Consider the following 14182-nt stretch of genomic DNA (forward strand, 5'->3'; position numbering starts at 1 on the left):
AGAACCGCGTGTCGCGGTGCCGGACTTGACAGGGTCATAGGTGTGTTGGCCGCTGGTGCGGCGAGCACCCTGTCTCTGTCCAACGAAAGGCTTTCCGTGTCACCAGCTGCCAGCAAGACCGCATCCGGATCACAGGCTCCCGAGGCGGGGACCGACTCGGCTGAGACCACCGCCCAGACCACCACTGCCAAGAGGGCCCCGGCCAAGAAGTCGACCGCGGCCAAGAAGACGGCGGCCCGCAAGTCCACTGCCGCCAAGCGCACCACTGCGGTGGCGAGCAGCGCGGGCAAGACCGCCGCGACCAAGACCACTGCGGCGTCGTCCGCGGCCACTGACGAGTCCGCGGCAGCCGGGTCCACGATGTCGGAGACCGCCGCCGATGCCAAGCCCGCGGCGAAGAAGACCGCCGCGCGCAAGACGGCGGCTCCGAAGAAGACGACCACGCGCAAGACCACGGCCACCAAGACCACGGCCACCAAGACGGCCGCCACCAAGAGCACCGACGCGTCGAAGACCGCCGCCTCCCCGGCGTCCGGCACGGTGAAGCCCGCCACCCGAAAGGCGGCCGCCAAGCCCGCGGCGAAGCCCGCCGGTACGGGCCGGGGCCGCAAGAAGGCCGATCCCGTGGACGAGGTCCTCGCCGAGGACGAGCTCGTCACCGAGGAGCCCCAGGACGAGGACGAGGAGTCGCAGGAGTCGCAGCAGGCTTCCGCTGAGGAATCCGCGCAGCTCATGAAGGGCCGTCAGGACCGCAGCGCCCGTGGGTTCGTGCTGACCAACAACGACGACGACGACGCCCCGGCCCAGCAGGTCGTGGTCGCCGGTGCCACCGCGGACCCCGTCAAGGACTATCTCAAGCAGATCGGCAAGGTGGCCCTGCTCAACGCGGAGCAGGAGGTGGACCTCGCGCTGCGCATCGAGGCCGGCCTCTACGCCGAGCACAAGTTCGCCGAGGAGCAGGACTCCATGGACGCGGACACCCGCCGGGCGTACAGGTGGGTCATCCACGACGGCCGCCGCGCGAAGAACCACCTGCTCGAGGCGAACCTGCGCCTCGTGGTCTCCCTGGCGAAGCGCTACACCGGTCGCGGCATGCTTTTCCTGGACCTGATCCAGGAGGGCAACCTGGGCCTGATCCGTGCGGTCGAGAAGTTCGACTACACCAAGGGCTTCAAGTTCTCCACGTACGCGACGTGGTGGATACGTCAGGCCATCACCCGCGCCATGGCGGACCAGGCTCGCACCATCCGCATCCCCGTGCACATGGTGGAGGTCATCAACAAGCTGGCCCGCGTTCAGCGCCAGATGCTCCAGGACCTGGGACGCGAGCCCACCCCGGAGGAGCTGGCCAACGAGCTGGACATGACGCCGGAGAAGGTCGTGGAGGTGCAGAAATACGGCCGTGAGCCCATCTCGCTGCACACCCCACTGGGTGAGGACGGCGACTCCGAGTTCGGCGACCTCATCGAGGACTCCGAGGCCGTGGTGCCCGCGGACGCGGTGTCCTTCACCCTTCTGCAGGAGCAGCTGCACTCCGTGCTGGACACCCTCTCCGAGCGGGAGGCCGGTGTGGTGGCCATGCGTTTCGGGCTCACGGACGGCCAACCCAAGACCCTGGACGAGATCGGCAAGGTCTACGGGGTGACCCGCGAACGGATCCGCCAGATAGAGTCCAAGACCATGTCCAAGCTGCGCCACCCGTCCCGCTCCCAGGTGTTGCGGGACTACCTGGACTGATGACAGGGACGACCGCGGGAGCGGAGCACACGATGACCGCACGGGACACGCAGGTACAGGGGATCTTCAACCGGATCACCACCTCCTACGACCGGGTCAACTCGCTCATGACGCTTGGTCGCCACGCGGCCTGGTGCCGTGAGGTCGCCCAGCGTGCCGGCGTGGGTCCCGGGGGCCGGGTCCTGGACATCGCCACCGGCACCGGCGAGATCGCCCTGGCGCTGCGACGTCGGGAACCGCGGGCGGAGGTCGCGGGCGTGGACTTTTCGGAGAAGATGCTCGAGACGGCCCGCACCAAACCCGGTGCCGACGCCATCACGTGGGAGTTCGCGGACGCCCACAGCCTGCGCTTCGACGACGAGTCCTTCGACGCGGTGACGCACGGCTACCTGCTGCGCAACGTGAGCGACGTACCGCGCGTGCTGGCTGAGCAGGTGCGGGTGCTGCGCCCGGGCGGCCGCGTCGTCGTGCTGGAGACGGCGCCGCCCCGGGGCGCGTTGCGGTTGGCGATCTCGGCGGGCATGAGTGTGGTGCTGCCTCTGCTCGGTCAGGTGGTGGCGGGAGACCGCCGCGCCTACGACTACCTCAAGGACTCCACGCTCGGGTTCATCCAGCCCGCCCGCGTTGCGGAGCTGATGCGCGAGGCCGGTTTCGTGGACGTGGGCTACGAGAGCAAGTACCTGGGCACCAACGTGATCCTCTGGGGCCGCAAGCCCGGGTCCTGAGTTCGCGGACGACACTGCTGGACGCAGCAGAAGGGGCACACATCCATGGATGCGTGCCCCTTCTCGTCGTCCCCAAGGCCCGGTGTCACCCGGGCCGCGTGGTCTTCTCAGGCTCCGATGCGCTGGGTCTCGTCCTGCCACGATGACGCCAGGGGACGCAGCTTGTCCTCGTTGACGCGGGCGTGGTGGGCGCAGAACAGCAGCTCGCCGCCCGTGGACTCGAGGACCACGCGCACGTATGCCTGGGCACCGCAGGCGTCGCAACGGTGGGTTGCGTTGAGTTCACGCGTTTCGACAGTCGCGTTCATGGGATCCTCCTCACAAGTACGGGATGCGGCCTCGCACGCCGGTGCGGCCGCGGTGCGGTCCCGGGAACACCCGGGGCCGCACGTTCCAGTACAACCCACGGGCCCGGGGATTGCTTCCCGGGATCCCGCGGTTTCGCCCACCGCGCACAAACGTCGGGGCCGCCGTCTAGAGTGAGACAGTCCCACCCCGCCCGCGCGCGGCACCCCCAGACTCCGGGAGAAGCTCAACCGTGACACCGTCTCGCTCCGAATACAACGCCCGTCACCTCTCCGTGCTGGAGGGACTGGAAGCGGTGCGCAAGCGCCCGGGCATGTACATCGGCTCCACGGACTCGCGGGGTCTCATGCACTGCCTGTGGGAAGTCATCGACAACTCGGTGGACGAGGCGTTGGCGGGCTACGGTCAGGACATCGCGGTGATCCTGCACAAGGACGGCTGCGTGGAGGTCCACGACGACGGCCGCGGCATCCCGATCGACACCGAGCCGCGCACAGGGCTGACCGGTGTGGAGGTGGTGTTCACCAAGCTGCACGCGGGCGGCAAGTTCGGCGGCGGGTCCTACTCGGCCTCCGGCGGTCTGCACGGCGTGGGCGCCTCTGTGGTCAACGCGCTCTCCTCGCGCCTGGACGTCCAGGTGGACCGCGGCGGGAAGACCTACCAGATGTCCTTCAAACGTGGTGAGCCGGGCACGTTCGCGGACAAGGGTGCGCCGTCGCCGAACGCTCCGTTCGAGCCCTTCACCACGGACTCGCACCTGCAGGTGGTGGGCAGGGCCAAGCGCGGGGTCACCGGAACGCGAATCCGCTACTGGGCGGACGACCAGATCTTCACCCCGGACGCCAAGTTCTCCACCGAGGATCTCGTGCGCCGTGCACGGCAGACGGCGTTCCTGATTCCCGGGCTGCGCATCACCGTCACGGACGAGCGCCGACTGCCGGGCACCCCCGGCGCGGACGGCCCCGTGGAGGAGGTCTTCCAGTACGACGGCGGCATTTCCGAGTTTGCGGAGTTCCTCGCCCCGGACGCACCCGTCACGGACGTGTGGCGGTTGCACGGGCAGGGCACGTTCAGCGAACGGGTCCCGGTGCTCGACGGCTCCGGGCACGCGCAGCTGCAGGATGTGGAGCGCACGTGCGAGGTGGATGTGGCCCTGCGCTGGGGCGTCGGATACGACACCGCGGTCCGCTCGTTCGTGAACATCATCGCCACACCCAAGGGGGGCACGCACCTGAGCGGTTTCGAGACCGCGCTGCTGAAGACGCTGCGCAAGCAGGTGGAGGCGAACTCGCGCAAACTCAAGGCGGGCAACGACAAGCTCGAGAAGGACGACGTCCTGGCCGGGCTCACCGCGGTGCTGACGGTGCGCCTGGCAGAGCCGCAGTTCGAAGGCCAGACCAAGGAGGTCCTCGGCACTCCGGCGGTGCGCCAGATCGTGGCGAAGGTGATCGAGTCGGAATTGACGAAGCAGCTGACCTCCAAGAAGCGCGACGACAAGGCCCAGGCGAACCAGCTGCTGGAGAAGGTTGTCGCGGAGATGAAGTCCCGGATCTCCGCGCGCGTGCACAAGGAGACTCAGCGACGCAAGAACGCACTGGAGACCTCGTCCATGCCCACCAAGCTCGTGGAGTGCCGCTCCGCGGACGTGGACCGCTCAGAGCTGTTCATCGTGGAGGGGGACTCCGCGCTGGGCACCGCGCGCCTCGCCCGCAACTCGAACTACCAGGCGCTGCTGCCCATCCGCGGCAAGATCCTCAACGTGCAGAAGGCCTCCATCACGGACATGCTCGCCAACGCGGAGTGCGCCGCGTTGATCCAGGTGATCGGCGCAGGCTCCGGGCGCAGCTTCGACCTCGACGCCGCCCGCTACGGCAAGGTCATCATGATGACGGACGCTGACGTGGACGGCGCCCACATCCGCACCCTGCTGCTGACCCTGTTCTACCGCTACATGCGACCGCTGGTGGAGGCGGGGCGGGTCTACGCCGCGGTTCCGCCGCTGCACCGCGTGCAGATCGTGAACCCCGGGTCCAAGGCCAACGAGATGGTCTACACGTACTCGGAGCGAGAGCTGGACACGCTGCTGGGCAGCCTCGAGGAGCAGGGGCGCCGCTACAAGGAGCCCATCCAGCGCTACAAGGGCTTGGGTGAGATGGACGCGGACCAGCTCGCGGAGACCACCATGGACATCCGGCACCGTGTGCTGCGCCGGGTGCGCGTGGCGGACGCCGAGGCCGCGGAGCACGCCTTCTCGCTGCTCATGGGCTTGCAGGTGGCCCCGCGCAAGGACTTCATCGTCGCGGGTGCCTCACACCTGAACCAGGAGCAGATCGACGCCTGATCCGGTGCGCCTTTCTGGGCGGTGGATGACGACGCGGGGCACGGGGAGCGGCCACGGCTCCCGCGAGCGGGCCGGTCCTGCCGAGCCTAGGAAACGTCCGGAGCGTCGTCGGCGGCGTCTGCGGAGCTCGCGGTACCCGCGTCCGACTCCTCACCCACCGCAAGCCCCGTGAGAGCGGGCCCGATCGCGGCCACGGCTCGGTCGATCCCCACCCCCGAGCCGTCCCGGCGGCCGTACTCGGTGGGCAGCGAACGCGCGACACCGGCGGGGGAGACCGCCTTGGCGGGGCCGTGGCCGACCCACGCCAGTGTCAGGCCGTCCTCGCCCGTGAGCAGCCGCTGGGCCCGCACGCCCGCGGTGGCCCGTCCCTTTCTCGGGAACTCGGCGAGCGGGGTGACCTTCAGGGACGCCTCGCCCATCTCGGGCAACTGGCCGTCGCTGCGGGCCTGGGTGACCACCACGGTGGACTCGCGCGGCAGCACCGCGCCGAAGAAGACCACGCGCTCACCGGCGGCGAGCTTCATGCCGGCGACGCCGCCCGCGGTCCTGCCCTGGGGCCGCACCGCGGAGGCGGGGAAGCGCAGCAGCTTGGCGTCCGAGGAGACGAAGACGAGCTCCGCGCTGTCCGGGGCTGCGCCAATGCCCACCACGCGGTCGTGGTCCTTGAGCTTGATCGCGGGCCACTGGTCCAGGTTCAGAGGGTAGTCCGGGTTCACGCGCTTGACCACGCCCTCGGCGGTGCCGATCGCGACAACCTCGTTGAGGGGCACGAGCCCCACGAGCTCCTCCTTCTTCTCCAGGCCCAGGAAGTCCGCGGCGGGGACACCGTCCGCGAGCCGGGGAACGCCGTCGAAGTCCGGGAGCACCGGGATGTCCACGCACGAGACGCGCAGCATGCGGCCCGTGGAGGTGACCGCCGCGATCTCCCCGCGCGCCGTGGCCGGCACCACGCTGGTCAGGGCGTCGTGCTTGAAGCGCCGCGAGGCGTCCACGAGCGGGGCACGCGCGGCGCTGCGGGCGATGCGCCCGGTGGTGGAGAGGAAGACCCAGCACGGGTCGTCGCTGATCTCCAGCGCCACGGACACGGCCAGGGCCTTCTTCCCACCGGCCTGGGCCGCCGTGACCGCGGGCAGGTCCTCGGCCTCGAGCAGCACCGTGCGGCGGTCGTCGCCGAAATCTTCTGCCGTCTCCGCCAGTTCGTCCGCGACGACGCCGCGCAGCGTGGCCTCGGAGCCCAGGATCGCCTCGAGCTCGGCGATCTCCTTCTGCAGCTGGTCCTGTTCGGCCTCGAGCTCGATGCGGGAGAACTTGGTGAGCTGGCGCAGCCGCAGTTCGAGGATGTGCTCGGCCTGCGCACGGGAGAGGTCGAAGACGGCGATCAGCCGGTCCCGCGCCTGCGCCGTCTCCTCGGAGGAGCGGATGATCTGGATGACCTCGTCGATGTCCACGATGGCCACCAGTAGGCCCTCCACCAGGTGCAGCCGGTCCTGCCGCTTCGCCAGCCGGAACGCGGTCCTCCGGCGCACCACCGTGATCCGGTGCTCCGTGTAGACCCGCAGCAGCTCCAGCAGCCCCATGGTGCGGGGCTGACCCTCCACGAGGGCCACGTTGTTGATCCCGAAGGACTCCTCGAGCGGCGTGTGCTTGTACAGCTGCGCCAGCACGGCCTGGGGGTTGAAGCCGTTCTTGACCTCGATGACCAGGCGCAGCCCGTTGGTGCGGTCCGTGAGGTCCACGACGTCCGAGATGCCCGTGAGCTTCTTGGCCTGGACGGCGTCCTTGATCTTCTCGGTGATCTTCTCCGGGCCCACCATGTACGGCAGCTCGGTGACCACGATGCCCTGCTTGCGGGGGGAGACCTGCTCCACGGAGACCGTGGCGCGCGTGCGGAACGAGCCGCGCCCGGTGCGGTAGGCGTCCCGGATCCCCTCCAGGCCCACGATCCGGCCCCCGGAGGGCAGGTCCGGGCCGGGGATGAACTTCATGAGCTCTTCCAGCGTGGCCTCGGGGTTGAGCACCAGGTGGCGCGCACCGGCGGCCACCTCGCGCATGTTGTGCGGTGCCATGTTGGTGGCCATGCCCACCGCGATGCCCGTGGCACCGTTGACCAGCAGGTTGGGGTACGCGGCGGGCAGCACGCCCGGCTGCTGGAACTGGTTGTCGTAGTTGGGCACGAAGTCCACGACGTCCTCGTCGAGGTCCCCGGTGAGCGTGCGAGCCGCCGGGGCCATGCGGGCCTCGGTGTAGCGCGGGGCCGCCGGACCGTCGTCGAGCGAACCGAAGTTGCCGTGGCCGTCCACCAGAGGCACGCGCATGGCGAAGGACTGCGCCATGCGGACCATCGCGTCGTAGATCGCCGCGTCCCCGTGGGGGTGCAGCTTGCCCATGACCTCGCCGACCACGCGCGCGCTCTTGACGTGGCCGCGATCTGGGCGCAGGCCCATCTGATCCATCATGAACAGGATGCGCCGCTGCACCGGCTTGAGCCCGTCCCGGGCGTCCGGCAGGGCACGCGAGTAGATCACCGAGTAGGAGTACTCCAGGAAGCTGGTCTCCATCTCCCGGGTGACGTCCACGTCCACGATGTGCTCGACGAAGTCCTCGGGCAGGTCGTCCTGGGGGGAGCGGGCGGCTGAGCGGCGGCGTGCCATCGAGAGGGAACTCCTTGAAATCGGTGCGTGCACCTGTGACCGGGGCAGACGGTTGGTTACTCTGAAGTCTATGGGTTCCACCGACGAAGCTCCGCAGCCGAAGGCCTACCCCGAGTACTGGGAGGCGGACGTGATCCTGCGCGACGGCGCCACGGCCCACCTGCGCCCCATCAGCCCCCAGGACAAGGAACTGCTGCAGGAGCTGCACTCCTCCCAGTCCCAGGACTCCATCTATTTGCGCTTCTTCTCCTACAAGCCGCAGCTCTCCCAGCGGGAACTGGAGCGCTTCACCACGGTGGACCACACGGACCGCGTGTGCTTCGTGCTGATCCTCGGCGGGAAGATGATTGGCGTGGGCCGCTACGACCGCGTCAGCCCCCGCGTGGCCGAGGTCGCGTTCATGATCTCGGACCACCACCAGGGCCGCGGGATCGGCTCCATCCTCCTCGAGCACCTGGCCGCGGCGGCCCGCGAGAACGGCATCGACCGCTTCACTGCGGAGGTGCTGCCCGAGAACCGCAAGATGCTCCACGTCTTCGTGGAGGCCGGCTACGACGTCTCCCGGCAGTTCGAGGACGGTGTGGTGATGGTCGAATTCGACATCGACCCCACGGAGAAGTCCCTTGCCGTGATGGCCGCCCGTGAGCACCGGGCCGAGGCGCGCTCGCTGCAGCAGCTACTGACCCCCACCACGGTGGCGGTCGTGGGGGCCTCGGCGCACGCGGACCACGCAGGGCACCACGCGGTTGAGGCGATCCTCACCGGCGGCTACACCGGCACCCTCTACGGCGTGGGCCACACGCCGTACGAGCGCGAGGGGCTCGTGTTCGTCTCCTCCCTGCAGGAGATCGACGCCGCGGTGGACCTCGCGGTGATCGCTGTCCCGCGCGAGGCCGTCGAAGAGGCGGTGGCCGACTGCGGCAGGGTCGGCGTGCGGGCCGTCGTCGTGATGACGGGTGGGTATGCGGAGGACGGCGCGAGCGGCGCGGCGGACCAGCGCAGGCTCGTGCGGATCGCCCGCGCGGCCGGGATGCGCGTGGTGGGCCCCGCGAGCCTGGGGCTGATGAACACGGACCCGGACGTGTCCCTCAACGCCTCGGTGCTCCCCGAGATGCCGCGGCGGGGCGGGCTGGGCCTGTTCTCCCAGTCCGGGGCCGTTGGCTCCATGCTCTACGGCGCGGCACTGCGCCACGGTGTGGGCCTGTCGAGCTACCTCTCCGCCGGAAACCGTGCGGACGTCTCCGGCAACGACCTCATGCAGTACTGGGAGGACGACCCCGGGACCACCGTGTGCGGGCTCTACCTGCAGTCGGTGGGAAACCCGCGCAAATTCTCCCGGATCGCGCGGCGGCTGTCCCTGAGCAAGCCTGTGATCGTGGCCAAGTCCGAGGTCACCGGGCTGCGGCTGCCCCCGGGCCACACCGGGCGTGTCACCCAGGCACCGCCGGGTGCGCTGGACTCCATGTTCCGCCAGGCCGGGGTGATCCGCGCGGCCACCGCCGAGGAGCTCATGGACATCGCGGCCATCACCGAGAGCCAGCCGCTGCCCGCATCTGCCCGGATCGCGGTGGTCTCCAACGCTCTGGCCCTCGCCCAGCTCACCGAGGACACGGCGCTGCGACTGGGCCTGGAACCCGTGGCGGTCGACGGCGCGGTCGATACCTCCGGCGGTGCCGGGGACGCACACGAGGCCGTGCTGACCGCCGTCCGCGCCCAGCTCACCTCAGGGGACGTGGACAGCGTGGTGCTCGTGCTGATGCCCGTGCGCGGACTGGACCAGCGCGCGGTCGCGGCAGCGGTCGCGCAGGAGGCGAGCGCCGCCGACCGCACCACGGTGGCGGTCTTCACCGGCCAGCACGGCCCGGACGCCGTGACCACCGCGGTGCTCGCGGACGGCCACCCGGCGTTGCCGTGCTTCGACTCGCCCGGAACCGCTATGCACGCGCTCGCGCGGGTGATCGGCTACACCGCGTGGCGTTCGCAGGACCAGGGCGTGGTGGTGGACCCGGAGGACTTCGACTTCGACGCCGTGGAGAAGTTCCTGGAGCGCGAGCGCCGCAAGATCACCGGGGACGCCCTCTACGAGCTCGGCGTCGCGGAACGCAACGAGCTGCTGGGCCACGCGGGAATCCGTGTGCTCGAGTCCGTGCGCTTCCACGACCTCGAGGAGGGCGTGGCCGCTGCCGGCAGGCTCGGCTACCCCGTCGCGCTGAAGACCACGGACCCGTTCCTGCGCCACCGCCTGGACCTGGGCGGGGTGGTGCTGAACATTGCGGACGAGGGGCAGCTGCGTACTGCCGTGGAGACCATGAAGCGCACGCTCGCGGGGTGGGACGTGACCGACTTCGAGGTACAGTCCATGGCCCCGACCGGACAGACGGTGGTGCTGCGCGCGGCAGAGGATCCGCTGATCGGGCCCGTGCTCTCCTTCGGGATGGCCGGGGACGCGGTGAACCTCCTGGACGACTGGGCCCACCGGGTGCCCCCGCTCACCGACCGGGACATCACCCGCATGGTGCGAGCCCCCAAGGCTGCCCGCAAGCTCTTCGGCTACCAGGGCGTGCCCCCGGTGGACACGACCGGCCTGGAGCAGCTCGTCAACCGTGTCGCCTTCCTCAAGGACCGCTTCCCGGAGATCGCCTTCCTGGAACTGAACCCCGTGGTGCTCTCCGGCTCGGTGCTCACGGTGCTCTCGGCCACGGTCAAGATCGGGGACCCCGGACAGCGCACGGACAGCGCCCGCCGCGCGATGCTGGGCTAGGGGCCCCGACAGGGTGCGGGACACGATCGCTGGACGCTTCGAACTGCTCACGCCCGTTGCGGAGGGCGGCAGCGGTGCCGTGTGGCGCGCCCAGGACCTGCGGCTCGGCCGGATCTGCGCTGCCAAGGTGCTGCGCCAGCGCGACTCCGCGGACCTGCTGCGCTTCGTGCGCGAACAGTCCGTGAACCTCGAGCACCCGCACGTGGTGGCCCCCTACGGGTGGGCCGCGGAGGACGAGCACGTGGCCATCGCCATGGAACTGGTTTCCGGCGGCACCCTGGAGGCCGCGCTGCAGGATAACGGCCCGGTCTCGGACGCGCTCGCCGAGGAGCTCGTCTACCAGCTGCTCGAGGCCCTGCAGTTCGTGCACACCCGCGGCTGGGTGCACCGGGACGTGAAGCCCGCCAACGTGCTGCTCGAGCCCACGGGCTCTGCCCCGCCGGTCGCGCGGCTCGCGGACTTCGGCATTGCGGTGCGCACGGACGACGCCCGGCTCACGCACACCGGCACCGTGGTGGGCACCCCGGGCTACCTCCCGCACGAGGCGTACGCCCCCGGCAACCCCTCTCCGACCATGGACCTCTACGCCGCGGGCGTGACCGCCGTGCGCATGGTGCTGCCGGAGGTTGACCTCAGCGGGGACCCTCTGGGCCCGGACGATGTTGCCCGGCTGGGGCTGTTCGAGAACTCGCCCGTGCTGCGCCGGGGCGTGGCTGGGCTGCTCAGCCGGGAGCCCGAGGAGCGCACCCGGGCGGCGCAGGAGCTGGTCACCGCTCTGTTGGAGACCGCCCCGGAGCGCGAGAACAAGCAGAGCGAGACGGCGGACGGCGAGCCCTTCGAGGTGTTCGACGTCCTGGAACCCACCACGGAGCGGGAGCTGTCCCCGGTGGCCGACGCCGCCCGACTGCCTCCCGGGGCGGGCACGCCGGACGCACCGCTCGCGTGGCACGCGGTGCACCGCAAGGCGCTGCCGGCCCAGGGGGAACCAGCTCAGGGACAACACCTTCGGAGACAGCCGGTTGACGGGCAGCGTGCGCAGGGCCTTGCCGCTGCGGGGCAGCCGGTGGCGGCGCAGTGGTCCGGGGACCCGCTGCGGCCCTTCGCCCCGGTGGAGCCCACGGAGCAGCTGGCCCCGGCGGAGGACTCCCTCGGGGAGGTCACGGACGCCACCGTTGCCATACCCACCGACGCCCACGGCACCGCTGACAGCCAGGGCTTCGCCGACGACCATGGCTTCAGTGACGGTCAGGAATTCCGTGACGGTCAGGCGCCGGGCGGTTCGGGGCAAGCGGCGGTCGACCCCTTGGTGGTCGAGCCCGTGGTGGCCACCGTGCAGGCGGGGCTGTACGAGACCGAACCCTATGACGTCGGGGCTTCGCAGGGCTCTGTGGCAGCGGCCACGGACCCGGCGACGACGGACTCCGCGGACACGGGCCTGGGGCAGGCGGGCCCGCCGCGTCGTCGTGGCCCGCGCTGGCCCTGGTGGCTGCTGATGCTGGCCCTGGTTGTGCTCGCGCTGGCGGTGGGCTACGTGTGGCTCGGGCCGCTGCTCGCCCAGTGGGGCGGTGGCACGGACCCTTCGAGTCCGAGCACCTCACCCGCACCGACCACGAGCCCCGCACAACCGGGCAACGGGGCGCCCACCGTGCCCACCGCGGAACCCACCACTGACGCCACGCCCGTGTGCACGGAGCTGGAGGACGGCACGGTCTCGTGCGTTGTGACCCCGTGAGCGGTGCGCGGCTGGTCACGGATGTGCCCCGTCCGCGCGGGTAGAGGACAATGGCGCCATGACATTCTCAGCACCCGACGGTTCACGGCTGGTCCAGGACATCGAGAAGGCGGGCTTCTACCCCCAGCTCGTCACGGACGTGGTCAAGGACTCCCTGGACGGCAGGCGTCCCGTGTCCCACCTCGTGCAGCTGGAGACCCACTTCACGAACACCGAGCTGCACCGCCACATCACGGCGCTCGTGCTCGCGGAGGACGTTCTGCACATCACGCACGTGGACGACCAGCAGTTCGACGACGTCGGCGCGGAGACCGTGGCACGAGTGTCCACGGAGACCGTGCCGATTTCCCAGATCCGCTCCGTGACGCTGAGCTACGCGTACCACCAGCCCCAGAACTACACACCCGGCACCCCCATCATGGAGCTGAACCTCGCAGTCAGCTGGACAGGCACCCAGCAGCTCGAGCTCTACCCGGCCATGTGCGAGGACCCGGAGTGCCAGGCGGACCACGGCTACACGGGTACTGCGGCGAGCGAGGACGTGGTGATGCGCATCAGCTCCGAGGCGGACGGCCAGGACGCCGTGGAGGGCGCTCGAGAGTTCGCGCGGACCCTGCGTCGGGCCAACGTGGCCCCGCTGACGGACTCAGGGGCGCAGCTCGCCCAGGCCCCGCAGTACCAGGGCACCGCCCGCACGGAGACCCCGGCACCGCGCACCCGTTTCGGCCACCGGCACAACGGGCGCGACACGGGGCGCTCCTCGTGAGCGAGGACGCCGCGCCAACCCCGTTCCTGCCCGCACCCCCGAGGTACGGCTCCCGCGGCGTGGGAGAGGTGATGACCTCCGCCGCCGCGGCCCTGGGGATCCCCGGGTTCCGCAACGCGCTGAGCCTGCCTGCCGCGCAGCGCTACGTGGTGGTGCTGGTGGACGGGCTCGGCTCGCGGCTGCTCTCGCAGGTCAGCGGGTACGCACCCACTCTGCGCTCGGCCCAGTCGCTGGGGGAGCTCGACGCCGCGTTCCCGTCCACGACGTCCGTCTCGCTCGCGTGCCTGGGCACCGGGCGCGCTCCGGGCCGGCACGGGATGCTGGGCTACGACGTCCTGGACCCCGCTACGGACCGCGTGGTCAACATGCTCGGCAACTGGCCTGCCTCCCTGGATCCCCTGCAGTGGCAGCCCGGGGAGACAGTACTGGAACGGGCCTCACGCCACGTGGACGCCGTGACTGTGAGTTCCCCCCGGTTCGAGTCCTCGGCGCTGACCCGCGCGGTGTTGCGCGGTGGCAGATTCGTGGGCGCGCAGGGCGTCCACGCACGCTCGGCGCGGACTCTGGAACAGCTGAAGGAGGGCCGCCGCGGGCTGGTCTACTTCTACTGGGACGACCTCGACAAGACCGGGCACAAGCAGGGCTGGCGCTCGGACTCCTGGCTGCGCGCGCTCGAGGACCTGGACTCGGCTCTGAAGCGGCTCGTGTCCCGGCTGCCCGCCAACACCCGGGTGGTCCTGACGGCCGACCACGGCATGGTGGACGTCCCCCAGGAAAACCGCCTCGACGTCTCCGCCGTCCCGGAGCTGATGGCCGGGGTGCGGCACACCGCGGGGGAGCCCCGCGCGGTGCAGCTGCACCTGAAGCGCGGCACCTCGGCCGAGGAGGTAGTGGACCACTGGCGCTCACACTTCGGAGACGCGGTGTGGCTCGCCACCCGTGACGAGCTGGCCGCGTACGGCTACTTCGGCCCGGGCCCGGACGAGCGGATGCTCGCCCGGGCGGGTGACGTGTGGGTGCTGGGCCGGGAGGACGTCGCGCTGTACGACGTCGCGCGGCAGGGCACCCGGCCGCTGGCCATGGTGGGCCAGCACGGTTCGCTCACCGAGCAGGAACGGATGGTCCCGGCACTGCTGTGGTGAGGTGACGGCAAACGACGGCAT

9 protein-coding genes are annotated in these 14182 nt (G+C 70.4%); 7 read left to right on the forward strand and 2 right to left on the reverse strand.

From position 1 onward, the window contains the following. The first annotated feature begins 96 nt into the window (after window positions 1-96). Both ABD264_RS00675 and ABD264_RS00680 read left to right on the forward strand, forming a co-directional pair. Window positions 97-1737, forward strand: a complete 1641-nt coding sequence (locus ABD264_RS00675) for an RNA polymerase sigma factor (protein ID WP_144942820.1) — start codon at window positions 97-99, stop codon at window positions 1735-1737. Continuing rightward, a complete protein-coding gene (locus ABD264_RS00680) occupies window positions 1737-2462 on the forward strand; it encodes a ubiquinone/menaquinone biosynthesis methyltransferase (RefSeq protein ID WP_303105518.1) in 726 nt (241 codons plus the stop codon). Before ABD264_RS00675 ends, ABD264_RS00680 begins: the two co-directional genes overlap by 1 nt. Before the next feature lie 107 nt (window positions 2463-2569). On the opposite strand, the gene ABD264_RS00685 is transcribed toward ABD264_RS00680, so the two are convergent. After that, a complete protein-coding gene (locus tag ABD264_RS00685; protein ID WP_094393794.1) occupies window positions 2570-2770 on the reverse strand; it encodes a DUF7455 domain-containing protein in 201 nt (66 codons plus the stop codon). A 230-nt stretch (window positions 2771-3000) separates the two neighbouring features. On the opposite strand from ABD264_RS00685, the gene ABD264_RS00690 reads away from it, so the two are divergent. Continuing rightward, complete coding sequence (locus ABD264_RS00690) at window positions 3001-5109, forward strand: DNA gyrase/topoisomerase IV subunit B (RefSeq protein ID WP_344203546.1); 2109 nt, start codon at window positions 3001-3003, stop codon at window positions 5107-5109. 86 nt (window positions 5110-5195) lie between these two features. On the opposite strand, the gene ABD264_RS00695 is transcribed toward ABD264_RS00690, so the two are convergent. Continuing rightward, window positions 5196-7760 (reverse strand): DNA gyrase/topoisomerase IV subunit A, encoded by a 2565-nt coding sequence (locus tag ABD264_RS00695; protein WP_303105513.1) that lies wholly within the window; start codon window positions 7758-7760, stop codon window positions 5196-5198. A gap of 70 nt (window positions 7761-7830) precedes the next feature. On the opposite strand from ABD264_RS00695, the gene ABD264_RS00700 reads away from it, so the two are divergent. The 4 genes from ABD264_RS00700 to ABD264_RS00715 all read left to right on the forward strand — a co-directional run bounded on the left by ABD264_RS00700 (window position 7831) and on the right by ABD264_RS00715 (window position 14161). Then, window positions 7831-10521 carry a bifunctional acetate--CoA ligase family protein/GNAT family N-acetyltransferase gene (locus tag ABD264_RS00700; protein ID WP_145010842.1) on the forward strand — a complete coding sequence of 897 codons (2691 nt, stop codon included), beginning with the start codon at window positions 7831-7833 and terminating at the stop codon, window positions 10519-10521. Between the two features lie 13 nt (window positions 10522-10534). Then, window positions 10535-12253 carry a serine/threonine protein kinase gene (locus ABD264_RS00705; RefSeq protein WP_344203550.1) on the forward strand — a complete coding sequence of 573 codons (1719 nt, stop codon included), beginning with the start codon at window positions 10535-10537 and terminating at the stop codon, window positions 12251-12253. A gap of 58 nt (window positions 12254-12311) precedes the next feature. Next, window positions 12312-13019: a DUF5998 family protein gene (locus ABD264_RS00710; protein WP_144942825.1), complete on the forward strand. Its 708-nt coding sequence runs from the start codon at window positions 12312-12314 to the stop codon at window positions 13017-13019. A gap of 71 nt (window positions 13020-13090) precedes the next feature. Then, window positions 13091-14161 (forward strand): alkaline phosphatase family protein, encoded by a 1071-nt coding sequence (locus tag ABD264_RS00715; RefSeq protein ID WP_344204526.1) that lies wholly within the window; start codon window positions 13091-13093, stop codon window positions 14159-14161. Window positions 14162-14182 lie beyond the last annotated feature (21 nt).

This window comes from Kocuria salsicia, from assembly GCF_039532055.1.
GTDB lineage: Bacteria > Actinomycetota > Actinomycetes > Actinomycetales > Micrococcaceae > Kocuria > Kocuria salsicia.

What these genes read in the sequence shown, in the direction of transcription:
- ABD264_RS00680 (WP_303105518.1), top strand. Translation starts at nt 1,737, where the DNA reads ATGACAGGGACGACCGCGGGAGCGGAGCACACGATGACCGCACGGGAC.
- ABD264_RS00685 (WP_094393794.1), bottom strand. Translation starts at nt 2,770, where the DNA reads ATGAACGCGACTGTCGAAACGCGTGAACTCAACGCAACCCACCGTTGC.
- ABD264_RS00695 (WP_303105513.1), bottom strand. Translation starts at nt 7,760, where the DNA reads ATGGCACGCCGCCGCTCAGCCGCCCGCTCCCCCCAGGACGACCTGCCC.
- ABD264_RS00700 (WP_145010842.1), top strand. Translation starts at nt 7,831, where the DNA reads ATGGGTTCCACCGACGAAGCTCCGCAGCCGAAGGCCTACCCCGAGTAC.
- ABD264_RS00710 (WP_144942825.1), top strand. Translation starts at nt 12,312, where the DNA reads ATGACATTCTCAGCACCCGACGGTTCACGGCTGGTCCAGGACATCGAG.
- ABD264_RS00715 (WP_344204526.1), top strand. Translation starts at nt 13,091, where the DNA reads ATGACCTCCGCCGCCGCGGCCCTGGGGATCCCCGGGTTCCGCAACGCG.